The 23,430-nt window shown below is 37.8% G+C and carries 20 protein-coding genes and 1 other annotated feature; of the genes, 4 read left to right on the forward strand and 16 right to left on the reverse strand.

Translation table 11 applies throughout. The features are described from left to right. Positions 1–36 precede the first annotated feature (36 nt). Complete coding sequence (locus ACWPVE_RS07685; protein ID WP_453997404.1) at positions 37–1,053, reverse strand: LolA family protein; 1,017 nt, start codon at positions 1,051–1,053, stop codon at positions 37–39. A gap of 254 nt (positions 1,054–1,307) precedes the next feature. Beyond that, complete coding sequence (acpS, locus tag ACWPVE_RS07690) at positions 1,308–1,667, reverse strand: holo-ACP synthase (RefSeq protein WP_453992216.1); 360 nt, start codon at positions 1,665–1,667, stop codon at positions 1,308–1,310. A 118-nt stretch (positions 1,668–1,785) separates the two neighbouring features. Here acpS and ACWPVE_RS07695 point away from each other — a divergent pair, with 118 nt between their 5' ends. Next, positions 1,786–2,505 carry a rhomboid family intramembrane serine protease gene (locus tag ACWPVE_RS07695; RefSeq protein ID WP_453992218.1) on the forward strand — a complete coding sequence of 240 codons (720 nt, stop codon included), beginning with the start codon at positions 1,786–1,788 and terminating at the stop codon, positions 2,503–2,505. 26 nt (positions 2,506–2,531) lie between these two features. Here the strand turns inward: ACWPVE_RS07695 and ACWPVE_RS07700 are convergent, their stop codons facing one another. Together ACWPVE_RS07700 and ACWPVE_RS07705 are read right to left on the reverse strand one after the other, a co-directional pair. Next, on the reverse strand, positions 2,532–4,013 hold the full coding sequence (locus tag ACWPVE_RS07700) for a PH domain-containing protein (protein WP_453992220.1): 1,482 nt from the start codon (positions 4,011–4,013) through the stop codon (positions 2,532–2,534). Beyond that, on the reverse strand, positions 4,003–4,482 hold the full coding sequence (locus tag ACWPVE_RS07705; RefSeq protein ID WP_453997406.1) for a PH domain-containing protein: 480 nt from the start codon (positions 4,480–4,482) through the stop codon (positions 4,003–4,005). Before ACWPVE_RS07705 ends, ACWPVE_RS07700 begins: the two co-directional genes overlap by 11 nt. 218 nt (positions 4,483–4,700) lie before the next feature. Here ACWPVE_RS07705 and ACWPVE_RS07710 point away from each other — a divergent pair, with 218 nt between their 5' ends. Beyond that, positions 4,701–6,053: an IS1182 family transposase gene (locus ACWPVE_RS07710; RefSeq protein WP_453990053.1), complete on the forward strand. Its 1,353-nt coding sequence runs from the start codon at positions 4,701–4,703 to the stop codon at positions 6,051–6,053. Positions 6,054–6,201: 148 nt separating this feature from the next. On the opposite strand, the gene ACWPVE_RS07715 is transcribed toward ACWPVE_RS07710, so the two are convergent. The 6 genes from ACWPVE_RS07715 to ACWPVE_RS07740 form a co-directional block, all read right to left on the reverse strand. After that, positions 6,202–7,701 (reverse strand): DEAD/DEAH box helicase, encoded by a 1,500-nt coding sequence (locus tag ACWPVE_RS07715; RefSeq protein WP_453992222.1) that lies wholly within the window; start codon positions 7,699–7,701, stop codon positions 6,202–6,204. Positions 7,702–8,558: 857 nt separating this feature from the next. Further along, complete coding sequence (locus ACWPVE_RS07720) at positions 8,559–9,932, reverse strand: UDP-N-acetylmuramoyl-tripeptide--D-alanyl-D-alanine ligase (RefSeq protein WP_453992224.1); 1,374 nt, start codon at positions 9,930–9,932, stop codon at positions 8,559–8,561. A gap of 61 nt (positions 9,933–9,993) precedes the next feature. Continuing rightward, a complete protein-coding gene (locus tag ACWPVE_RS07725) occupies positions 9,994–11,079 on the reverse strand; it encodes a D-alanine--D-alanine ligase (RefSeq protein ID WP_453992226.1) in 1,086 nt (361 codons plus the stop codon). A gap of 429 nt (positions 11,080–11,508) precedes the next feature. Then, a complete protein-coding gene (locus ACWPVE_RS07730) occupies positions 11,509–12,831 on the reverse strand; it encodes a hemolysin family protein (protein WP_453997409.1) in 1,323 nt (440 codons plus the stop codon). Positions 12,832–13,011: 180 nt separating this feature from the next. Next, the gene (locus ACWPVE_RS07735; RefSeq protein WP_453997411.1) at positions 13,012–13,413 is read right to left on the reverse strand and encodes a MerR family transcriptional regulator; all 402 of its coding nucleotides are present in this window, start codon (positions 13,411–13,413) and stop codon (positions 13,012–13,014) included. 113 nt (positions 13,414–13,526) lie between these two features. Beyond that, positions 13,527–13,931, reverse strand: a complete 405-nt coding sequence (locus tag ACWPVE_RS07740) for a rhodanese-like domain-containing protein (protein WP_453992228.1) — start codon at positions 13,929–13,931, stop codon at positions 13,527–13,529. A 143-nt stretch (positions 13,932–14,074) separates the two neighbouring features. Between ACWPVE_RS07740 and ACWPVE_RS07745 the strand changes: the two genes are divergently transcribed. Beyond that, positions 14,075–14,524, forward strand: coding sequence for a VanZ family protein (locus tag ACWPVE_RS07745; RefSeq protein WP_453992230.1), 450 nt, complete (start codon positions 14,075–14,077; stop codon positions 14,522–14,524). A 170-nt stretch (positions 14,525–14,694) separates the two neighbouring features. On the opposite strand, the gene ACWPVE_RS07750 is transcribed toward ACWPVE_RS07745, so the two are convergent. From ACWPVE_RS07750 to nagE, 4 genes are all read right to left on the reverse strand, one after another. Further along, on the reverse strand, positions 14,695–15,612 hold the full coding sequence (locus ACWPVE_RS07750; RefSeq protein ID WP_453992231.1) for a DUF7916 family protein: 918 nt from the start codon (positions 15,610–15,612) through the stop codon (positions 14,695–14,697). 72 nt (positions 15,613–15,684) lie between these two features. Continuing rightward, a complete protein-coding gene (gene nagB, locus ACWPVE_RS07755; RefSeq protein WP_453992233.1) occupies positions 15,685–16,479 on the reverse strand; it encodes a glucosamine-6-phosphate deaminase in 795 nt (264 codons plus the stop codon). Then, positions 16,476–17,651, reverse strand: coding sequence for an N-acetylglucosamine-6-phosphate deacetylase (gene nagA, locus ACWPVE_RS07760; protein WP_453992234.1), 1,176 nt, complete (start codon positions 17,649–17,651; stop codon positions 16,476–16,478). Before nagA ends, nagB begins: the two co-directional genes overlap by 4 nt. A 153-nt stretch (positions 17,652–17,804) precedes the next feature. Beyond that, complete coding sequence (nagE, locus tag ACWPVE_RS07765) at positions 17,805–19,256, reverse strand: N-acetylglucosamine-specific PTS transporter subunit IIBC (RefSeq protein WP_453992236.1); 1,452 nt, start codon at positions 19,254–19,256, stop codon at positions 17,805–17,807. 426 nt (positions 19,257–19,682) lie between these two features. Between nagE and ACWPVE_RS07770 the strand changes: the two genes are divergently transcribed. Continuing rightward, on the forward strand, positions 19,683–20,501 hold the full coding sequence (locus ACWPVE_RS07770) for a CAP domain-containing protein (protein WP_453992238.1): 819 nt from the start codon (positions 19,683–19,685) through the stop codon (positions 20,499–20,501). Positions 20,502–20,663: 162 nt separating this feature from the next. Here the strand turns inward: ACWPVE_RS07770 and tyrS are convergent, their stop codons facing one another. Both tyrS and ACWPVE_RS07780 read right to left on the reverse strand, forming a co-directional pair. Further along, on the reverse strand, positions 20,664–21,908 hold the full coding sequence (gene tyrS / locus ACWPVE_RS07775) for a tyrosine--tRNA ligase (protein ID WP_453992239.1): 1,245 nt from the start codon (positions 21,906–21,908) through the stop codon (positions 20,664–20,666). Positions 21,909–22,173: 265 nt separating this feature from the next. After that, positions 22,174–22,395 (reverse strand) — a binding site (T-box leader). A 126-nt stretch (positions 22,396–22,521) separates the two neighbouring features. Continuing rightward, positions 22,522–23,373 (reverse strand): VOC family protein, encoded by an 852-nt coding sequence (locus ACWPVE_RS07780; protein WP_453992240.1) that lies wholly within the window; start codon positions 23,371–23,373, stop codon positions 22,522–22,524. Between the last annotated feature and the right edge of the window lie 57 nt (positions 23,374–23,430).

The raw sequence follows: 23,430 nt of genomic DNA on the forward strand, positions 1-23,430 counted from the left end.
ACAGGCCCGATCGTTCGGACCTGTAACTACGTTATCTTATTTTATAGCTTTTCCTTGTACCGTACGCGCAACGGAGATTAATTCTTCTTGAGTCAAATCATCAGAAGCTATCATAAATTCTGCCCCATTATATGTCCAGGAGATCGACTTATCAGAAAGTGTTCCTACTGTGAATCCAAGATCAACTGGTTCACCACTTAGAGAAATCGTCGTAGCAACCTCTGCAACACGAGCTCTTTCTTGAATCAATGTGAAGGTCTTCTCTCCACCGAATGTCATGATAACACGTGTTCCATTTTCTGTTTCGATTTTCTTTTCTTCTTTTAATTCAACGCCAGCAAGTGCTTCTTCTGACGGATACAGAACTTCAAGTGGTTGCTTATCAACTTCACCCATAACTGGGATTTCATCTAAAGTTGCAGATGACATATTCTTCTCCACATCAAATGCTGATTTATCAAAACTTGCATCAAATTCTACCTTTGAAAATTCAACAAGCAATAACACTTTACGGTCTGGATCCATTACCTTTACCGATACAGGTGTCAAGTCTTTTTTATTAAATGTAATTTCTTGTTTTGGAAGCATGTTGTTGTTTTTGTAATTTGTTTTTGTTTCAAAGATGTATTGATCCTTTGTAGCTGTGAATTTCGCTTCTGGATCTTCTTTCACATCATGCACCAAGGATTCGAATAAATATGCTTGACTGCTATTTTCTGGCCAATCGCTTTGGAAACGGAAGCTTTTATTAAGAGCTGGCGTTAAAACAAATACACCCTCTTCATTGCGTAAAATCATCTGGCTTTGGTCTTTTTCAGCATTTTTTAGATTCACTCGATAAAATGTTGGTTCCTTGTGCCATATTTCCACTTCATAAACTTGTGGATCATTGCCTGTTTGAAGCGTCATTTTCGCATCAGCTTTATAACCTGTCATTTTTTGCACCTTGTCATCTAGTGCACTAACCACATCTTCCTGTGATTTTTCCCCACACGCTGCGAGTACAAGGGCAGTGAGTAGCCCTAATAACAACAAAAATACTTTTTTCTTCATTTTCTTCTTCAACCCCTTTGCCTCTTATCGCCTTTTGGTTGAGACAAAGTGTAGAATCAGATGAACAGGAAAGGAACCATTCCGTGCTAATTAGGACCCCCATCATTCCAGAGCATTCTTTCCAACTGAAAGCTTTAGTTTACACTGGCGAATCTTGTAAACTAAGTGAAAATCACACCCGTTCACCGCACTTTTACACCTTGTCTCACCTACCGCACTAAAAATATATGAGACAAAGTTGTGTAATATGCAGACTAGCTTGACAAGCTTTCAAGAATTACTTGTGCAACAGCATAATCTTTACTATGAGTAATAGATAGATGAGCCTTATGATCCTTGGGTTTTGAGAGGACTGGCTTCCCTCTTTCATCTGCTAAAACTTCAATATCTAAAAAGCTTAAACCCTCTCCAATCCCTGTTCCGACTGCCTTCGAATATGCTTCCTTTACTGCAAATCGACCTGCAAGATACTCTACCTGACGAGATTCAGATAGTTGAAAAAATTTTTCTTTTTCTACATCTGTTAAAATTCGGTCTACAAACTTTTTTTGCCTATGTAAAATTTTTTTAATCCGCTCAAGTTCAATAATATCTATACCTGTCCCAATAATCATTTCAAAAAATCCCTTCTTCTATCTATAATCTTTTATTCATAAGATGTTACAGACTTGATGTTCGCCATCTTTTTTAAAATATAGTACGATAAGTAAGAATACTAAAAGGAGAGTTAATATGTTTATACGGACTGAAAGCTTTCGTCAATTTTTACGATTCTATCCCATTATATCAATTATAATCGCAATTCATATCTTTCTCTGGCTACTGATTTTTTTATCTCTTCCATTCGGTACGACTCTTTTGCAACACATGATTGGATTTAACTTTTTGATATCTGAAGGAGAGTATTGGAGGCTATTAACACCGATTTTTGTACATGGTGGATTTGGGCATATGCTGTTTAATTCCTTCTCACTTGTCTTGTTCGGTCCCGCTTTAGAACGTATGTTAGGTAAATTCAAATTCATCGTTGCTTATCTAGCCACAGGAATGATTGCAAACCTAGCAACCTTTTACATAGAGCCATTAGATTTCGCTCATGTCGGCTCATCTGGGGCTATCTTTGGATTGTTTGGAATCTATTTATATATGGTTTTATTCCGTAAAGACCTAATTAGTCAAATGAATTCACAGTTAATCATGACGATCGTAATTATCGGCCTAGTTATGACATTTATTAATTCAAATGTAAATATCGTCGCCCATATCTTCGGCTTTCTAGCTGGTGCAGTTATTGCTCCACTCTTTTTACCAAAAACCTCAAGTCATTCGCGAGTTATCATGGCAGGAGATTCCACTTACCGACCAAGAATGAGACTACCAAAGCAATTTACACCTAGGCATATTCTTTGGCTTATCATTATTATTTTAGTGATTCTCGGAATCCTTTTGTAAAATATAAAGGAGCTAAAGCAAATTGGCTATAGCTCCTTTATTGATTCAGCTGAGATATTTTCAATGATCTTCGTATTGCGCTTTATGTACCAGTCCCAAATGATCGAACAATCTGAGGTCTGTAGATCCTTTACCTCAAATGTTTTGCCACCTATACTAGCTTTAATAGACGTTCTCACCGTACTGAGATCCTTATTCCTTTGAAAATAAGATTGATGAAGATCCATCGATTGAATACGCTTCTTATGATGAAGAACAGTAATTTTACTAAAAAAGCGATACTGTAGAATTAATTGGTTACCTTTAATCCTCCATCCAGCGACCTTATAACGACTATATCCAAACCACGCTCCAACAAAGAGTAAGAATAGACCTAGATAGCTCCAAGAACTAAACTTAATCGCCAGTATGATGATACCAGGGACTAAGATTAGGAAAGGTAGCAATCCCCTAAATATATATCTCCACTTCGCCTTCGATGGTACATAATGTTCAACGTCCAACATCTCATAATCTGGAACAAAGTGTTGTAATAAATCTTTAATTGCTGACTTTTTTACTAATGGGAATAGTACAGTTGAGAACTCTTCTCCCTTATCAATTGAGCCACCAGCACTCTCAATATAAACCGTTGCATACCCTAACGGCTGTCTAATTAAATTTTCCCCAATTCGGATTGCCTGAATCCGTGTCAGCGGAATGGTGGACTGCCTTTTTTCAATTAAGCCCCTTGTAATAAACAGCTCATCTTCTCGTTTTACGACTGTAAAATTAGCATAGCGCAATGTCATAATTAAAATGCCTACAAACCACGAAATCAATAAGAACAGCGCGACTAATACAATAATATAAAATAAAATTGATAGATTAACATATTTATCAATCGTATTATATAATTTTTCGAAGGGTAAATATTCTGCAAACTGACTCAGGAATGCGAGTACACCAGAAATAACAATCCCTATTCCACCTGAGGTGGAAGCTAGAACAAGAAGTTCCTTCGAGGTGATCTGATAGGTTACCCTCGGTTTTTCTATTTCGGTATCTTCCTCATGTTGAATCTTTGAACGCGATAATAACTCACGTAATTGATTGGCCTCATCTTCTTTTATGGCTGTAAGAACGGCCTCTGCCTGCAAACCCTCACCCGCAGTTTCCACCTGTAACTTAACCAAACCAAATATCCGCTGAATTATCCCTGCAGAAACATCTATTGTTTGAATTCGTTCAATGGGAATAAAGCGTTTCTTCCGAATAATCACACCGTATTCAATTCGTAATTCCCCTTCCTCTACCCGATAAGTGAAACGATACCAGTGAAGGATTCCAAATACCAACAGTATAAGAATGATAGCACCTGACCCAATGTAAAAGATACGATCAAACAAATTCGAATCCCCAGTACCAACAAATAGAAACACAAGAAACGGAAGGATAAATTCCTTTAATTGCTTTAAAAAACTCAAAAAGCCAGCAACTGGATGCATTCGACGCGGTTCAAACATCATCTTCATCCACCCTCGCTAACCTTGATATCGAGTCACGTAGTTGATCTGCTTCCTCTAAATCAAGTGCTGGTATTTCATGAACGGTTGCTGCTGTTGAGATCGTCACCGTTGCTAATTCATGTTTGCGAAGCAGCGGCCCCTGTTGTGTATCAACATGTTGGACCCGGTTCATCGGGATGATGGTTCTTTTTACAATTAAAACGCCACGTTGAAGGTCAATTTCATGCTCATGCACTTCATATCTCCAGCGCTTCCATTTTAGTTTTGGAAAAATAAAAATGGAAAAAATGGATTCTACAATCGTTAAAATGATTAAAATCAAGAAAATCCAGTATGGCCAATCAAAAATAATCGTAAGAACGAGTATTGTAATTGAAATAACCCAACCAATCATCGATGAAATAACAGCCGCTGTTTTCCATACAGTTAAGGCACGTTTACTAATCCGATTTTTTGGTAAATCTCTCATCATCCATCCAACCTTTCTCTTGTTGGAATATTTTTTCATTTCAATCCTTATATTATAAATGATTATGTTGAAAAATTATATAAAAAAACAGTGCACATAGTACGTGCACTGTCAGGCTGTCGAGAAAGTCTCGACAGCCTTTATTCTTTTGATACACTTTACTAATTCACCGCATTAATATGTTATAATATAGTTAATAAATTAGGGTTGGTGATATTGTGTTAAATACTAGGGAAAATACACAAAATGAAATTGAATTTGTATCAATTGACGAGCTTGTTCCAGATAACCATCTGTTACGAAAAATAGATAAATACATAGATTTTTCTTTTATAATTGAGAGAGTAAAACCTTACTACTCTGAAGATAATGGTCGACCTTCGATCGACCCTCTTGTTCTTTTTAAAATGATGTTTATTGGATATTTTTATGGTATCCGTTCCGAAAGACAACTTGAACAAGAGATAAAACTTAATGTCGCATATCGTTGGTTTTTAGGTCTCAGATTTAAAGATCCTGTACCACATCATTCCACAATAAGCTGGAATCGCCATAAGCGTTTTAAAGATACAGACATCTTCCAAGAAATCTTTGATGAAATTGTTCTTCTTGCAATGAATCACAAAATGGTTGGCGGAAGAGTCTTATTTACGGACTCCACTCATCTCAAAGCTAATGCGAATAAACATAAATTTACAAGGGAAGAAGTTGAAGTAGAAACTCGTGAATATTTAAATGAGTTAAATAAGGCAATTGAAGAAGATCGTGCTGAACATGGAAAAAAGCCTTTAAAGGAAAAGGAGGAGGTGAAAGAAACAAAAGAGATTAGAGTAAGTACCACAGATCCAGAAAGTGGGTTTATGTCGCGAGACAATAAGCAAGAGATGTTCTGTTATTTAGACCATCGGACAACAGATTTGAAGTTTAACATTATAACTGATGCATTCGTAACTCCAGGTAATGTCCATGATTCAATACCATATCTTAGCCGTTTAGATCGTCAAATCTTACGATTTAACTTTAATGTGGAAGCTGTTGCTCTTGACTCTGGATACTTAACTAATCCGATTTGCAAAGGATTATCAGATCGTAAGATCTTTGGAGTTATTGCCCATAGAAGGTATCAACCAACAAAAGGACTCTTTCCAAAATGGAAGTTTAAATATAATAAAGAAAATGACATTTATGTTTGTCCAAATAGCGAGGAACTAACATATCGTTCAACTACAAGAGAAGGTTACCGAGAGTACAAGTCAGATCCCAAGAAATGTTCAACCTGCCCTCTTCTTGAACAATGCACTAGATCCCAGAATAAGCAAAAAGTTGTTACTCGTCATGTTTGGGAAGATCATAAAGATAAGGTGAGGCTAAATCGCCTCTCTCCAGAAGGGAAAATTCTTTATAAGTTTAGAAAAGAAACCGTAGAGCGAAGCTTCGCAGACTCAAAAGAGCTGCATGGGCTTCGCTACTGTAGGTTACGGGGAATTAAAAATGCTAGTGAGCAGGTATTACTTACAGCAGCCTGCCAGAACATGAAAAAGATTGCCAACCACCTAGCCAAGCAAGGCTAGATGGTTGGGAGTGATATTTTCAAGATTTTTGATAAAGAATAATGTCAACTTACAACTACAAAAACCACCGAAAACAAAAAGTGTAGAGAAAAAATACCCCTTTCTCTACACTCTGACAGTGCACATAGTACGTGCACTGTTTTTGTCATTAATTTTCGTTTTTACGGAAGTTACCACGTCGATTGCTACTTGAAGAATAGCGATTTCCGCCTGAACCTTGACGACTATTTCCACGTCCGCGGTCACGTCCACCTGCACCCTTATAGCGTCCACGGTCACGTCCACCACCACGGTTATTATCTCGATGGTCTCTCTTCACACGTAGAGGAGCTTCTTCAGTTAGTTTAACTGGAGTTGCATCTGGCTCTTTCGTCATTAACTTAATTGCAGCCGCAACAACTGAAACTGAATCATGCTCTTCTAATAACTCTTCAGCAATACGAGTATAGTAAGATAGATTATTGGATTCAATCATTGACACGATTTTTTCCATCGTGATTTTTTGTTGACCTTCTAAAGCCTCATCCAATGTTGGTGGCTTCATTTTGTCCATTTTACGTTTCGTTGTATTCTCTACATTTTTAAGTTGACCAATTTCACGAGGAGTTACAAAAGTCATTGCCATACCTGTTTTCCCTGCACGTCCAGTACGTCCAATACGGTGAACATAGCTTTCAGGGTCTTGTGGTATATCAAAGTTGTAGACATGTGTAACACCCGAAATGTCAAGACCACGCGCGGCTACATCTGTCGCAACAAGAACTTCGATAGAACCTTCTTTAAATTTTCGTAAAACAGAGATCCGTTTCGCTTGACTCAGGTCACCATGAATTCCTTCCGCTGCATATCCTCTTAAATTTAATGCTTCTGAAAGCTCATCAACACGACGCTTTGTACGTCCAAAGATTATCGCTAATTCTGGTGATTGAATATCTAATAAGCGAGTTAGCACATCAAATTTTTTCTTTTCTTGTACCTCTAGGTAATATTGTTGGATATTAGGGACTGTTACTTCTTTTGCCTTTACCTTCACAATTTTGGGTTCTCTCATGAAGCGTTCAGCAATGCGTTGGATTGGCCCTGGCATTGTTGCAGAGAAAAGCAATGTTTGACGTTGTTCAGGTACGCCCTTTAAGATTGCTTCGATGTCCTCGATAAAGCCCATATTTAACATTTCATCCGCTTCATCAAGTACCACTGTTTTAACATTTTGTAACTTCAATGTTTTACGATTAATATGGTCAATCACACGACCTGGTGTTCCAACGATGATATGTGGGTGTTTTTTTAGTGAACGTATTTGACGAGAGATATCCTGTCCACCATAGATTGGTAAAATTCGTACACGGTTAAAGTGACCGATCTTATGAAGTTCTTCCGATACTTGAATCGCAAGCTCACGAGTTGGTGCAATGACAATTCCTTGAATGTTGTCGTTTTTCACATCGACATTTTCAATTAGTGGAATTCCAAATGCGGCTGTTTTACCTGTTCCTGTTTGGGCTTGACCAATTACATCATGGCCTTGAAGTGCTAATGGAATCGTTTGTGATTGAATGGGTGTTGCTTCTTCAAACCCCATTTTACTAATCGATTTCATTAAATCCTGACTTATCCCTAGTTCGTTAAATGCTGCCAATTTTTTCATACTCCTTTTGTTTATCTATTTGTACAATGACAAAATTGACTTTTAGACGGGAAATCTGTATAGACACTGGGCTTTCGCCTCAAATAAATACGACATTTTAGTTGGATACAAAATTTTGCATCATGATCGCATAACCTACACATAACATGCGAAGTAGGTAGGCATCTGCCTAGTATTTATAGTAGATCAGAAGTCAAATGCGCCTTGGCGTATTTGGACCCGATTTTTTAGGAACACACGTTATGAATCATTAAGACGGAGCCAAACATACCTGGCATTCTTAGTCTTTGGTCCTATGTTCAAAATGTTCCTTTGAAAATCATGACATCCGCCAGAGGTTTACCTTATTCAGCTGGGTTATTATCTCGGCTGGATAAAGTTGAATTCTGCTTAAAAAAAGGACATTTTCCGTGAATTTACGGAAGTAATGCCCTTAGGGTTCACGTCCAAAAAGTTAATAAAAGGGCCATACCATTAGGTTAGCCAAGTTATGCCCTTTTTAACACTGTAGAAGTAATCTTACCACTACATATTTAGAATTGCAATAAAGCGGAATTTTCAATGTTTAGTATAAACGCTTTTTAGCTTATTCATACAAAGTGCTTTGAGGTGTTTTTTATAGAACGAAAAATATTTTTGAAATAATTGTAATATAACTGTAACATTTTTGGTTTTCAATCGTATTAATATATAAGAACAATCTTAGGAGGTTTTAAAATGGACAAGCTATTCAACGGAAATTCAGAGTTTATGAAAGAACTAATCGGCTACTCAATAGGAATCTTTGTGACAATTCTTTTTATACTCCCTTTTATCAATTAAAAAAGCTCGGCAACTTGCACCGAGCTTTTTGTTTTTTATTTTTTGAATGCAAAAATGACTTCCTCGAGTTTCATACCTCTTGAACCCTTTACTAAAAGGATATCGCCTTCTGATAGAAGTTTTTGTAATGATGCAATGAGTTGGCCTTTATCTCGAAATGCTAGCACTCGTTCTTGAGGAAATTGTTCCTTTGCACCTTCTGCAATATACTCTCCTAGTGCTCCGAATGTAAAGACATAGTCAACCTTATCCGCTTGAATGAAGCGTCCCACTTCTTCATGGTATTCTTTTTCATTATCACCAAGTTCAAGCATGTCACCCAATACAACTATCTTTTTACCTGTAGTTTGTAAATCATGAATGAGGCTAATAGCAGCCTTCATGGATAATGGGCTAGCATTGTAGGCATCATTGATTAAGTTGATACCGTCGATTCCTTCAATTAACTCAAGTCTCATATTGGTAATCGTAATTTGCTTTAGCCCCTTTTCAATTTGCTCCCAACTTAGTCCAAAATGGCGTGCCACAGCAATCGCAGACATCGCATTATTGACATTATGTTTACCTAACACAGGAATATAGAATTCCTTACCTTCTTGCTGATTAATTGAAAAATAAGTTCCTTCATTTTCCTGCTTGATTCTCATTGGATAAAGATTATTGTTATCAGATTCACCAAAAGTTGTGGTATCGATATTCATTGTTTTTACCCGTTCTGTTAAGAGAGGTTCGTCACCATAGTAAATGAGCTTGCCCTGTTTCGAAAGTCCATCCACAATTTCCAGCTTTGCCTTTGCGATTCCTTCTCGGGAACCTAGGTCAAGCATATGGGATTCACCAACATTGGTAATGATTGCTACATCTGGACGTGCCAACAAAGTAAGGAATTCAATTTCTCCGAATGCACTCATTCCCATTTCGAGCACAGCTACTTCTGTATTTTCTTCAAGTCGTAATATAGTTAAAGGTAAGCCTATATGGTTATTAAAGTTTCCTTCTGTTTTTTGGACTTTCATAGTCGTTGATAAGACCGATGCAACCATATCCTTTGTCGTTGTTTTTCCGTTACTTCCTGTCACTCCAACCACTCTTATCGAAAGTTCATCACGATAGCTTTTCGCAAGTGTTTGAAGAGCTTCTAATGTGTCCTTTACAAAAATAACAGGGATTTGTTGCGGTGGATTGGGTTGGTCACTTCCCCATAATACTGCTGCTGCACCATTTTCAATGGCTTTATCAACAAATTGATGGCCGTTAAAGGTCTCACCGATGATAGGTATGTACAAGTTTCCTGGTGAGATTGTTCTAGTATCAATGGACACTCCTTTGATAAGGACATTACGGAATTGTGGATCTAGCTTTTCACCTATTGCCATTTGTTCAATTTGGGCTAACGTCTTATTTATCATGAAGTTCTCTCCTTTCACGAAGAAACACTATTCATGAAGAAGAATAGTGTTTCTTGTTGATTTAAATGGTATATTTAATCGTTTGTTTTTCATTGTGACGTTCGATAGCAAGTTCCACTAATTTTTCAATAAGCTCTGGGTAACTCACACCAGCCTCTTGCCATAGTAACGGGAACATACTAAATGGTGTAAATCCAGGCATTGTGTTAACTTCATTAATTATGACTTTTCCTTCTTTTGTTAAGAAAAAGTCTGCTCGAACTAATCCTGAACAATCGAGGGCTTTGAACGCTTTGATTGCCTCTGTTTTTACAGTTTCATATTGCTCATCTGTAAGATCAGCAGGGATGATGAGAGCTGTATCGCCGTCCTCATACTTTGCTTTATAGTCATAAAAGTCCTTTTTCGGGACAATCTCTCCAACAACTGAACAGCTTGGAGCATCGTTTCCTAGGACACCAATTTCAATTTCACGTCCAATAATAGCTTCTTCAATAATAATTTTACGGTCAAACATAAACGCTTCTTCAAATGCCTTTTCAAGGGTTTCTCGGTTTGTTGCCTTGCTAATTCCAACACTTGATCCGAGGTTTGCAGGCTTCACAAAGCATGGGTATCCTAGTTCTTCCTCAACCTTCGCATAAGCTGCTTGAGGGCTCTCTTTCCATTCGCTACGAATATATGAAACATATTTCGCCTGAAGCAAACCTGCTTGGCCAAAGATGTTTTTCATTATCACTTTGTCCATACCCGCAGATGAAGCAAGCACTCCATTTCCAACGTAAGGAATGTTCACTAATTCAAGCAGTCCTTGAACCGTTCCGTCCTCTCCATTCGGGCCATGTAGCAGTGGGAATACTACATCAATTGCATCCTTTTGTTCAGATACATGTGCTGGGAATAGTTCTGTATTCAGTGAAACAGGTGAAATCGGTGTTCCTGCCTCTTTTAAGATTAATTTCTGTACATCATCGACTGGTCCAGTCAGCTGACTTCCACGAATCCATTCGCCTTGTTCCGATATATAAATGGGATGAATTTCAAATTTTGAGTGATCGAGTGCTTTGATAACAGCCAATGCAGTTTGTAAGGAAACCTTATGCTCAGCTGATTTCCCCCCATATAGCAAGCCTAGTTTTACTTTCATTAAGCTTCCTCCTAAACAATTCGTATACCCTTTATTCTAACATTAACGCTTTTATATTATATAACAATTACATAACATTTCTATAATTTATTACATATGTCTAGAAAAGTGTCTGTCTAGGCTCGGACCAAATTTTATTCGAGGTTGAGGTAAGATTTTATTATTTCTGACACAGTCACAGGGATTTTTCACTCGTTCTGTCTCAATCAACCTTTTTTTCCTGACACGACACCATGGATTGACAGCTCACTCTGTCAGAATACACCTCTTTTTCTGACGCTAACATATGGATTCCTCGCCCGCTCAGTCAGAATCTACCTTTTTTTGACTCAAACCTAGGATTATTCGCTCATACTGTCGCATTCGCCCCAGCCACAAACAAATTCATCAAAAAAGCCTCAACGGGAAAACGTTGAGGCTTTACATATATTATTCGAGTGCGCTGGCACTTTGGCTGATCGTGTAAATTTGTTCTTGCTGTATTACTTTTTTAATTTCTAGTGATTTGATATGGTGTCCGTCCATTTCAATGATTCTAATTTCATAATCTTCATATGGAATTTTGTCACCAGGGCGGACGTCAATTTGTTCAGTTAAGATCCAGCCACTAATTGTATCCACATCTGTATCGTCTATTTGGAAACCAAATAAGTCGTTGACTTCACCAATTAACACTTTACCATCTAAAATCGTTGTTGTATCGTTAATTTTTTGGACGGCTGGTTTTTCGTCCGTATCGAATTCATCGCGAATTTCTCCTACGATTTCTTCAATAATATCTTCAACTGTAACAAGTCCAGATGTCCCCCCATATTCATCTATTAGGATTGCCATATGGACACGTTCTCTTTGCATTTTTGCAAGTAATTCTTGAATGGGTATAGACTCAATGACATGGATAATCGGTCTTGTATAATCCTCGATCGTTTTTCCATGCCCTCCTGATCCTGTTACAACATCAGTAAGCATTTCTTTTAAATTGATCAATCCAATAATATGGTCTTTATCCCCATCGACAACCGGGTATCGCGTGTATTTCTCACTGGAAATAATCTTCAATATTTCTTGGACTGACTTTTCTTTATCAAATGCGATGATTTCAGTTCGCGGCACCATGATTTCTTTAGCCACACGGTCATCAAATTCAAAAATATTGTTTACATACTTAAATTCAGACTGGTTTATTTCACCACTTTTATAACTTTCAGATAGAATAAGTCTCAGTTCTTCTTCAGTATGGGCAATATCATGTTCTGAGATTCGTTTAAAGCCGAATAGGCCTGTTAACAAACGAGCAGAACCGTTTAAGATAAAAATGAATGGATACATCAATCTATAAAAGAAGATTAATGGTCTAGCAACCAGTAAAGTAATTGCCTCTGCTTTTTGTATTGCAACTGTCTTTGGCGCAAGTTCCCCAACGACTACATGTAAAAACGTAATCGTTAAGAACGACAAAGCAATTGATAAAACAGTTGAAAAGGAAGATGGTATATTAAACATACCGAAAACTGGATGGAGTAAAGCTTCTACTGTAGACTCTCCAAGATAACCAAGTCCTAAAGCTGTTACTGTAATACCTAATTGACAAGCAGACAGGTATTCATCCAGGTTTGAGATGACAGTCTTAGCAGCAATTGCGCTTTTCCTCCCTTCCGCTACGAGTTGGTCGATGCGAGTGCTTCTTATTTTTACAATCGCAAACTCCGACGCTACGAAAAAGGCAGTTAACGCAATTAAAATTGCAACCATGACCAAATTAAATATCTCCAAGTAGTTTCCTTACGCGTCCGAAACGAGTAAGGATTACACCTCCTAAATAGGTAAGTTTTTAGTCTTACATTTCTAAAACTAATGCATTACAAGATATGTTGTTTATATAAAGTATTTACACCAATGTTTTTTTATTCTGAAAACTTATGAATCTTTTATTCAATTAAACAGAACTGTGATTAATTTTGCGAGTGCCATGCCTTGTGTAGACATGTTGTTCCTCACAGATTTTTGTTGTTCTGCTGAAAGAGACTCTAAGATTGGCTTCATTTCTTTGAGTTCTGTTTCTAAATATTCCATACGTTTCGAAAGGTTCTGAGTGTATTTTAAGACCTTCTCCTGTTCTATCCGATTTGTATGAAATAGTTCCACCTTTTCCTTAATCTCAAGTAAAGGGAAATTTTGTTCCTTGTACTGAGCGACAAGGTGTAGGGTTTCCACTGCTTCCCTACCATAGAAACGATAGTTAGAGCCTGATCGTTCAGGAGTTAAAATACCAAGCTGTGTATAGTAATCAATTGTACGTTTTGAAACATTCGCTTCTTTGGCTAACTCTCCAATACGGTATAACTTCCCAACGACATCACCCCTTCTATCAAACTTCTATTCTCTTATTATATGTTTTATGAACCGTACAGTCAAACGTGATGGTTTAACGTGTACAACTTGCTTTTTTACGTATGTTTTTTCTTAGGAGTAGGTGGAGTCTTCAGGCTAAATAGACCACCTTTCAAATGTGCAATGGGCATATCCTTATGTCTTCTTCTTAGGACCTTAGCTGCTTGTTTACTTCTTATCCCAGTTTGGCAATATAAAATAATATCTTTATCGGTTGGAATTTCGACTTTATTTCGTTTAATTTTAGATAATGGGAGATTAATTGCTCCTTTAATGTGATCTGCACTGTACTCATAAGGGTTACGCACATCAATGAGTGTGACATTTTTTGTTTTTTTCATTTTTTCATTAAAATCGGCTTCTGTTAAGTGAGTAAGATTTTTAACAGGTCCAAAGGATTGAATGATAAGATATATAAACGTGACGCCCAACCCAATTTGTATCCAATTAATGATTTCCATTTTACAACATCCTTTTATTTTCAACGTTATCCTTATTATAAACGAAACTAGTACAAATAAAAAAACACATGTGACATTATATCATTTTTGCGATAGAGTAAGTGAGTGTACTTATTAGGGATTGGAGTGGAGTTTCTATCAAATTGGGACAAGCTACAAAACGTTTATTTGCTGGTACGGTGTTCATCACCTATTCACTTTTCCTTCTTTATTGGATGTTCTTTGCATTTTCTCGTACAAAAGGAGAAGAATTTCGGTACAACGTCACTCCCTTTTCAACAATCAAAAATTACTTTACCTATTATGACCATTTTCCCGTTCATATTTGGATAATTAATATTGCTGGGAATATAGGCGTTTTTATACCGTTTGGAATTGTGTTGCCGATTCTTTTTCCAAGGCTTTCGAATTTCTTTTTATTTGTATTGGCCTTTGTTATTGGAATAACCGCCCTTGAATTACTTCAGCTTTTTAGTATGCTTGGTAGCTTTGATGTAGATGATATTATTTTGAATACAATTGGGGCCATAGTTGGTTTTATTTTGCTACAAGTCATGCGGTTTCGAAAACGGAGACGTAAAAAAAGGAGATGAGATCAAATACAATGATGTATTTGGACCTCATCTCTTTTTATCTCGCGTAGAAAGTGGAAAAGTAAGATACAATTTGACTGCCAGTTAATACGAGCAAGGTGAAGAACGTTCTAGCTGTGGGTCTCAACTAATAATCCACAGGACGAAACTGGCACGGATTTAGTTTCACTTTAACGTTTTACTGAAGACGCCATTCTTATATATGTATGACGTTTTCCACGGATAGCAATTGAATACGTCATGATGTTTTCTGGGATCGCAATTCCATGGAAACCAGCATCACCGATATGGTGAATATCTGCACCTGCCATTTTACTCGTTAAGGCAATTTGGCGGATCGTTGCTTCATCGGCCCCTTCTTGGCTCGTACCAATGGTCAGCATCGCCAGCGCCCCTTTGGAATGGACAAAACGAACATTCTTTTCGGTTGCTTCAAGCGTGATTCCTGGAACAGTTCCAGGCGCAGGCATTAGTATCACATCTGCTCCTGCTTCAACAAAGCTTTCAAGCGCTGCTTCTGAAATAATTCCACTTCCCGACTCATTAGCAACACCAGCACCGTGCATTTTTCCAGCAATGATAAGTCCTTCACTACCAAAAACCTCGCGCGCCGTCTTAATAGCAACTACAATTTCATTATTTGTTACCCCTGTTTTTGGATTTCCTGTTAAACATACAAAGTCGAATCCTAGTTTTTTTGCTTCACTTAACGATTCTTCAGTTGCCAATCGACCCTTTGGAAGGTGATTTAAGGTTTCCAGTTGGACTGCATTAGGATCTACAGGTTCTAAATTTAATCCAACTGGTCGACCTGTCAACTCCTTCAACTTTTCAACGATCGATTCACCTTCCGGGGCTTGAACACCTTCTACAAAAGGCGAAAAGACATCAAAATAGTTTAAAATTAGTAGATCCGCACCAAATGCCGCGGCCATTTCGGCGTTTGTGACGGCTGGATACATCGGTTGAAAAGACCCAATCACTTCCGATAAGATAGTCCTTCCTTCTGTAGCTCTAATGGATTGCTTTAAATCTTGTCCGTTCATTTTTTTAAAATCTGAGGCAGTACAATCTAGTAGGCGTTTCATGGCGTTACCTCCTTTTTTGATCAAACCAATTCCATTTAACAGGACCTTATCTTCCGATTTTTGCAATACTATTTATTTTGATTGTAAATAAGTTTGAATGAATTCTTCCTTATTGCGAACAAAACTTTCTTTCTTCTCTTTATCAACTTGTGAAAGCGCATCTTCATCAGCAATTACTGTTACGTCTGGATGATTTTTTAAAACCGTTGCAGGTATATTTTCAGTAACACCTTCATTAATTACTTTCTCAAGGATTTCAGACTTTGCTTTTCCAGACACGAGTAAGAGGATTTTCTTACTCTTCATAATCGTTGAAATCCCCATCGTGATAGCATGTGTTGGTACTTCTTCAATGCTATTAAAGTAACGCATATTTGCTTGTCGAGTAGACTCTTCTAGTTCAACAACACGTGTTACGGAATCAAAGGAAGTTCCAGGTTCATTAAAGCCGATGTGCCCATTAACCCCAATTCCAAGTAATTGAAGGTCCACTCCACCTAAATCTGAAATGACCTTCTCGTACCTTTTACATTCTTCCTCATAATCTTTTGCTAATCCCTTTGGAAGATGGATATTTTCTTGTTTTATATTAATATGTGAAAAAAGATTCTCCATCATAAAATGGTGATAGCTATTTGGGTGTTCCTTTTCAATCCCTACATACTCATCAAGATTCACAGTCTGAATGCCTTCATAAGATGTTTGGTTTTGCTTGTGATCCTTTATGAGCTCCTTATATGTACCTTCTACTGTACCTCCAGTTGCTAGACCTAATACGGAGTTTTGTTTTTCTTTTACTTGATGTGAAATCATGGCTGCTGCCAATTCACTCATGTCATCAAAATTCTTGGCTGCTATAATTTTCATTTAATTCCCTCCTGTTTTGTGTAAGCTAGTTTTCCACGACAAAAAGTCATAACGACCTCTAATTGTTCGTTTACAATTACAACATCTGCGTCTTTACCAGCTTTAATACTTCCTTTTCGATCAAACACATTGATTTGCTTTGCTGGATTGATCGCTGTCATCTCGGTAATATCTTGAAGCGTACAATCTGTAAATGTCATCATGTTACGAACCGCATCATTTAATTTTAAAATACTTCCTGCTAGCGTTCCATCCTTTAATACAGCCCGTTCTTCATCAACCATAACCTCTTGGCCACCTAAGTCATAAGTTCCAGTACCAAGGCATTTTGCACGCATCGCGTCTGTTACAAGAATTGAGCCTTTACTCCCCTTATTTTTGTACGCGAATTTCACCATTTTAGGAGCAATATGAATTCCATCAACAATCATTTCACACTTTACTTCATCATGTAAAAGTACGGCACCCGCTACACCAGGCTCACGATGATGGATTCCGCGCATCCCATTAAATAAATGGGTAGCATGAGTAACACCAGCCTCAATTGCAGCTTCAACCTCTTCATAGACTGCATCTGAATGACCAATGGAAGCAACTACTCCCGTCTTCTTGAGATGGGAAGTTAACGCCATTCCACCTGGTTCTTCAGGTGCTAATGTAACAAGTCGGATATTATCGCCTGATAGGATTTGCCACTTATTAAATAATTCCACATCTGGATGAATGATATTATCTGGGTGTTGAGCTCCTGCTCTTTTTGGAGACAGAAATGGTCCTTCTAGATGTGCACCTAAAATTTCCGCATGACCAGGTTTTTGGTTAGGTATGTATTCAGCAATATTACCAATTGCACGTTCAATATCCTCTTTTGTCTTGGTCATTGTTGTCGCAAGAAAACTTGTTGTGCCTTCCCTAGGCAAAGCGTTAGCCATCGTTGTTAATGCATCTGGGGTTGCATCCATTACGTCAGCTCCACTTGCTCCGTGGATATGTAAATCAATCATGCCTGGAATCAATGAGTATGAATCATCAAACGAGATAATTTCATCTTGGTTACTAGCGTGAAAGTCAGCCATTTGGCCAATCCTTTTTATTTTTTCGCCATCGATTTCAATAAAACCTTGTTCGATGATGCCTTCTTCCGAAAAAATAGTAAGGTTTGTTATAAACATATCAAGAACTCCTTTTCATTTTCTCGTTCTTTCTAAATACCCGAATTCCTTCTAATTTTACCTTACTTTTCCCATCTTATTATAAAAATATTGTTTTTCCCTGTAAATAAAAAAGGGGGTTCTTTCACAGAACCGCCCTAATCTTTATTCTTCTTATTTTTCTTTACGAATTTTGTGGACCTCATCCGCAACGAATTGAACGTTCGTTCCGACAATCACTTGAATGCTGTTCTTACCAACTATATTGATCCCAGGCACTCCAGTTTCTTTTATTTTTTGCTGATTGACTTTATCCATGTCTTTGACTTCAAGTCGTAGGCGAGTGACGCAATTATCAACAGAGATGACATTTTCATCTCCGCCTAAGCCTTCATAAATTTGCGCTGCCATTGCAGCAAATTTTGATTGACCATCAGCCTGTGTAGTTGTGGCAGCCACTTCTTCATCTTCACGACCTGGCGTCTTAAGATTAAATTTCACAATCAAGAAACGGAACAGAAGATAATAAATTACCGCTACCACAAGTCCTTGTACTAATAGCATCCATGGCTGATTCGCAATTGGATTACGCAAACTCAAAATAAAGTCAACAAACCCTGCACTAAATGCAAATCCTGCCGTCCAATGGAATGTTGCTGCAATAAATAAGGAAATACCCGTTAATGCTGCATGTACAACATATAGTGCAGGTGCGAGGAACATGAACGCAAATTCAAGTGGCTCTGTAACACCAGTAAAGAATGCTGCAAATGCTGCTGCCATTAATAATGAAGCAGCCTGTTTTTTTCTTGTGGTTTTTGCAGTGTGATACATCGCTAATGCCGCTGCAGGTAATCCGAACATCATCACTGGGAAGAAACCAGCTTGATATCTTCCTGTAATCCCTTTTTCACCTGCACCGGTTAAGAAATTATTAATATCATTAATTCCCGCGACATCAAACCAGAATACGGAGTTTAACGCGTGGTGAAGACCTGTTGGAATTAAGAGCCTGTTAAAGAACCCATATAATCCTGCCCCAACTGCACCTAAGTTAAGGATCCCCTTACCAAATGAAACCAATCCAGAATAAATTACTGGCCATAATAGAAGCAGGATTAAAGACACAATTAACATGACAACAGATGTCATAATTGGTACTAGCCTTTTTCCGCTGAAGAAAGCCAATGCATCTGGTAATTGTACTTTACTAAAACGATTGTACATAATAGCCGCAATAATACCAGAGATTATTCCAATAAACTGGTTATTAATTTTTCCAAATGCTGCATTTACCTCTCCTGGGTCAACACCTTGAAGAGCTGCAACGGAGTTTGTTGAAAGCAATGTAGTCACTGTTAAAAATGCAACCAAACCACTTAATGCTGCAGATCCATCTTTATCCTTAGACATTCCCAAGGCTACACCAACGGCGAATAAAATGGACATATTATCGATGATTGCACTACCCGCTTTAGTTAAGAAAATGGCAATCGGGCTTGCACTTCCTGTTATAAAGACATCTGGATCAATCCAGTAACCAATACCCATCAGGATAGCGGCTGCTGGTAAGACTGCAACAGGTAACATGAGAGACCGACCAAGATTTTGAAGATACTTCATCATGATATAATTCCTCCTTATACTTCGCATTTCCACCATTTTACTGTTTTAAAACAACTTCAATAAAGATGAATAATTTCTAGTAAGATGACTCTTACCAGTTAGTGTAACCAAAGGAAAGTCAATTAACCAGATATGCCATGGTGTATGAGTACCATTTAGATGACGCTTAGGTACATGATTTTTCCCTTCATTGTTCTAACAAAAGACAACCTACCAAGCAAAATATATGCAGTTCTTATTTAAATAAGATTGCGTTGTAAAAAACTTACACAATTCCTTCTATGACTGATTTTCTCCTGTCTTGTTCATGGATCTTCCTCTAGTATACATTTACTCGGTCCTCTCTCTTTTATTACCACCCATAGTTTCGTTACAAGGAAGGCAAAATAGGAAGGTAAATCGAAAAATGCAAAGGAGGAATTAACATTGCAAAGATTTACAAAAACAGGTATCGCGATTATTGGGTCTGCCATGCTTTTTTTGTCAGCATGTAATACAGATACAAATAATGCTGCGGACGACAATAATCGTACAGCAAATGTTGAAAATGTAAATAACGGCTATCTCCTTAAACAAGAACAACCTTATCGGACATCAATGTCCAGCGATAGATACCCACATACAACAAGGGTTCAACACGCAAAAGGTGAACGTGAGTATTTTCGTTTCATCAATAAAAAAATTGTTGTAAAACAACCAAATGGTAACTATTATACTGGAGGACCTAATAACGCGGCACCTCCACCAACAAACAATACACCAACACCAGCTCCAACACAAGAGGATCAAGCAGCTCCAACTGAGCAACAGCGTCAACCAGAATCCACTCCTGCTCCAGCCCCTTCCAATCAAGGGTCAACGGCAGGAATTAGCCAATTCGAAAGACAGGTTATCGACCTAACAAATGCACAACGTCAAAAAAATGGCTTGCCAGCCCTTAAAACGGACTCGGCATTAAGTAAAGTAGCAAAGACAAAATCTAACGATATGCAACAAAAAAATTATTTCTCCCATACAAGTCCAACTTATGGATCTCCATTTGATATGATTAGGGACTTCGGAGTCTCATACAAGACAGCTGGGGAGAATATCGCAAAAGGACAATCCTCTCCTGAAGCTGTAGTAAATGCCTGGATGAACAGTGAAGGCCACCGAAAAAATATCCTAAATCCAGATTTCACACATATTGGAGTAGGACACCAAGAAAGTGGCAACTACTGGACACAAATGTTTATTGGTAAATAATTAGAAAAGCATAAGTCTTGATTTAGCCCCGACCAAGCACAAGACGAACTGGCTAGAAAATTTTCTTTAACCTTCTTGACAGATCGGCTTGTGACTTCTAGGGGCTAGACGCTGTTTCTGGACATCAAAAAAGTCCGACAACCAGTGTCGAACCTCTCTCCATTACTTTTTAATTTTAACAAACTTACGCTTTCCGACTTGAACGATCATGTCGTTTGTTAGTTCCACTTCTAAGTGAATATCCTCAACTTTTTCACCATTTATTTTGACTCCACCGTTTTGAATCATTTTACGGGATTCACCTTTCGACTTTTGTAACTCTAAGTCAACAAGTAAATCAATAATGGAAATCTTGTCTTCACCCGACCAGGTTACTTCTGGGATATCTTCTGGGATTACCCCTTTTTGGAAGACCGTTTTAAAATGTTCCTCAGCCTGTTGTGCAGCCTCCTCACTATGATACATTCTTACAATGGTTCTACCTAGCAGCATTTTGGCATCACGTGGATGTAACGTACCATTCTCAAGGTTTTCTTTAATTTCCTGTTTCTCTTGTAGAGATAGATCTGTGATTAAATCAAAGTATTTTGGCATCATTTCATCCTGAATGGACATTGTTTTACCAAACATTTCATTTGGTGCTTCATCCACACCAATATAATTCCCTTTTGATTTTGACATTTTTTCGACCCCATCCAGCCCCTCTAATAACGGAAGAAGGATGACTACTTGCTTTTCTTTGCCAAAATGCTCTTGTATATGTCTTCCCATCAAGACGTTAAAATGCTGGTCAGTTCCACCTAACTCAATATCACTCTCTAACTCAACGGAGTCATATCCTTGCATAAGCGGATAGAAAAATTCATGAAGTGAAATAGGCTTACCCGTTGATAAACGCTCAGAGAAATCATTTCTTTCAAGTAGTCGAGCTACCGTAATGCTGGCTGCTAAATTGATGATATCTTCGAAATTTAAAGTTGATAGCCATTTGGAGTTATAGTGCAGTTCCACTTTTTCCATGTCTAATACTTTTCCAAATTGCTCAAAGTATGTTTGCGCATTATGTTTAACTTCTTCATCTGTCAGTTGTTTTCGAGCAACGGACTTTCCAGTCGGATCCCCTATTTTCCCTGTGAAATCACCAATTAATAGCTGAACCACATGTCCGTTTTCCTGAAACTGCTTTAGTTTATTTAGGACGACTGTGTGACCTAAGTGAACATCGGGCGCAGACGGGTCAAGGCCTAATTTTACCTTTAGTGGTTTTTTTGTCACAATGGACTTTGCGATTTTTTGTTTTAACTCATACGCTGGCACAACTTCCTGTGTACCGTTTGTATAAATGGCAAATTGACGTTCTAATTCATTTTTTTGATCATCTGTAAGTTGTTCGATAAAGTTCTCCATATGAGCTCCTCCTGGATTGGTTTATTTTTAAAATCGAATTTTCCAATTTACTTATGGCTGACTATTGGTTATGAGTAGCTTTTTTTGTTGAGTCATTTTGATTGGTGATAAGCTTTTTGGGTCACGAGATGACTCCTCTGAGACAACTTTCCACGGATCCAATCCTCTTTTGACCACGAGACCCACCTTCTTAGAAACATCCAGTGAGATTTAAATTCAAAGCCCTCTCATTAACACGATAAAAACACAAAAACCACGCCCCTAAAAAAGGGACGTGGTTGCACGCGGTACCACCCTTGTTGAAGATATATATCTTCCGCTTCATCGAATAACGGTTCGTCCGTTCTTTGCTAGTTTCCACATAAAATGGGTTCACAAAGAAAGCTCAAGGAGGTAATTCGCATTTATCTATGTTCCGGTTTTCACCACCCACCGGCTCTCTGCAACAGGGAGATAAGCTGCTACTCATTCCTATCATCACTAAAAGTGTTAAATTTTTATTAAAATTAATATAAAGGTTATTTTATCGGATAATTCGTAAATTAACAAGCAAAAATCCACTTCCTTTTTTTATAATCAATTAGAAGTGGATTTCATGTTCATTTTATTGTAGCTACGCCACAACAAGCTTTATTTTGTTCTGTGATGGATCTTTTGTGAATGTTACACCATTTTCTTCTTGGACATAAGCACCGATATTTTTTAGGTTTTCAACAGTTGTCTGTAATGCTGGTTCATTTGGAAGTACAAGTGTAAACTGCTTAATACCTGCACTATTTTCAGATGGTGCAGGTGCTCCTACCCCATTCCAAGTGTTCAGACCGATATGGTGATGATAGCCACCAGTAGAAATGAACAAAGCCATTCCTCCATAGCGGGTAACAACATCAAATCCTAGACCCTTTGTATAGTATTCCTCTGTTTTTACTAGGTCTGCTACGTGCATGTGAATATGTCCCATTACAGTCTCTTTTGGTAGACCTTCCCACTTTTCACCATTTGCAGCAGCGAGTACACCTTGACCGTCTAACGGTTCTGTTACCATTCTTACTTCCCCATTTGACCATTCCCATTCTGTGTCAGGACGATCTGCGTAAATTTCAATTCCATTTCCATCGGGGTCATCTAAATATAAAGCTTCACTTACAGCATGGTCGGATGCACCAATACGAATATTATTTTGTACGAAATGGAAGAGAATTTTTCCTAATTCGGCACGTGATGGTAATAGTAATGCAAAATGATAAAGGCCCGTTCTGCGTGGCTCTTTTTCTGTGATCCCTTCTGGCTGTTCAATCGATACTAGTGCTGTTTTTCCATCAGCCGTTAAAAGTGCTTTTTTATCTGTTTGCTCTAATACTTTAAATCCAATTACATTTTGATAAAATGTTAAAGACCGCTGTAAATCGGTCACTTTTAATTCTACAAGGTCAACAAATGTATATGGTGGGCGTTGGTATTTCATCTTATATGCCTCCTTGATATCAACTCACTTACTTTATGTAAGTAATTATACTTTTGT

The organism is Bacillus nitroreducens, from assembly GCF_964021195.1.

What these genes read in the sequence shown, in the direction of transcription:
- tyrS (WP_453992239.1), bottom strand. Translation starts at nt 21,908, where the DNA reads ATGGAGAACTTTATCGAACAACTTACAGATGATCAAAAAAATGAATTA.
- ACWPVE_RS07705 (WP_453997406.1), bottom strand. Translation starts at nt 4,482, where the DNA reads ATGAGAGATTTACCAAAAAATCGGATTAGTAAACGTGCCTTAACTGTA.
- ACWPVE_RS07700 (WP_453992220.1), bottom strand. Translation starts at nt 4,013, where the DNA reads ATGATGTTTGAACCGCGTCGAATGCATCCAGTTGCTGGCTTTTTGAGT.
- acpS (WP_453992216.1), bottom strand. Translation starts at nt 1,667, where the DNA reads ATGATTATTGGGACAGGTATAGATATTATTGAACTTGAGCGGATTAAA.
- ACWPVE_RS07715 (WP_453992222.1), bottom strand. Translation starts at nt 7,701, where the DNA reads ATGAAAAAATTGGCAGCATTTAACGAACTAGGGATAAGTCAGGATTTA.
- ACWPVE_RS07685 (WP_453997404.1), bottom strand. Translation starts at nt 1,053, where the DNA reads ATGAAGAAAAAAGTATTTTTGTTGTTATTAGGGCTACTCACTGCCCTT.
- nagB (WP_453992233.1), bottom strand. Translation starts at nt 16,479, where the DNA reads ATGAAAATTATAGCAGCCAAGAATTTTGATGACATGAGTGAATTGGCA.
- ACWPVE_RS07750 (WP_453992231.1), bottom strand. Translation starts at nt 15,612, where the DNA reads ATGAAACGCCTACTAGATTGTACTGCCTCAGATTTTAAAAAAATGAAC.
- ACWPVE_RS07695 (WP_453992218.1), top strand. Translation starts at nt 1,786, where the DNA reads ATGTTTATACGGACTGAAAGCTTTCGTCAATTTTTACGATTCTATCCC.
- ACWPVE_RS07720 (WP_453992224.1), bottom strand. Translation starts at nt 9,932, where the DNA reads ATGATAAATAAGACGTTAGCCCAAATTGAACAAATGGCAATAGGTGAA.
- ACWPVE_RS07730 (WP_453997409.1), bottom strand. Translation starts at nt 12,831, where the DNA reads ATGGTTGCAATTTTAATTGCGTTAACTGCCTTTTTCGTAGCGTCGGAG.
- ACWPVE_RS07725 (WP_453992226.1), bottom strand. Translation starts at nt 11,079, where the DNA reads ATGAAAGTAAAACTAGGCTTGCTATATGGGGGGAAATCAGCTGAGCAT.
- ACWPVE_RS07740 (WP_453992228.1), bottom strand. Translation starts at nt 13,931, where the DNA reads ATGGAAATCATTAATTGGATACAAATTGGGTTGGGCGTCACGTTTATA.
- nagA (WP_453992234.1), bottom strand. Translation starts at nt 17,651, where the DNA reads ATGTTTATAACAAACCTTACTATTTTTTCGGAAGAAGGCATCATCGAA.
- ACWPVE_RS07780 (WP_453992240.1), bottom strand. Translation starts at nt 23,373, where the DNA reads ATGAAATACCAACGCCCACCATATACATTTGTTGACCTTGTAGAATTA.
- nagE (WP_453992236.1), bottom strand. Translation starts at nt 19,256, where the DNA reads ATGATGAAGTATCTTCAAAATCTTGGTCGGTCTCTCATGTTACCTGTT.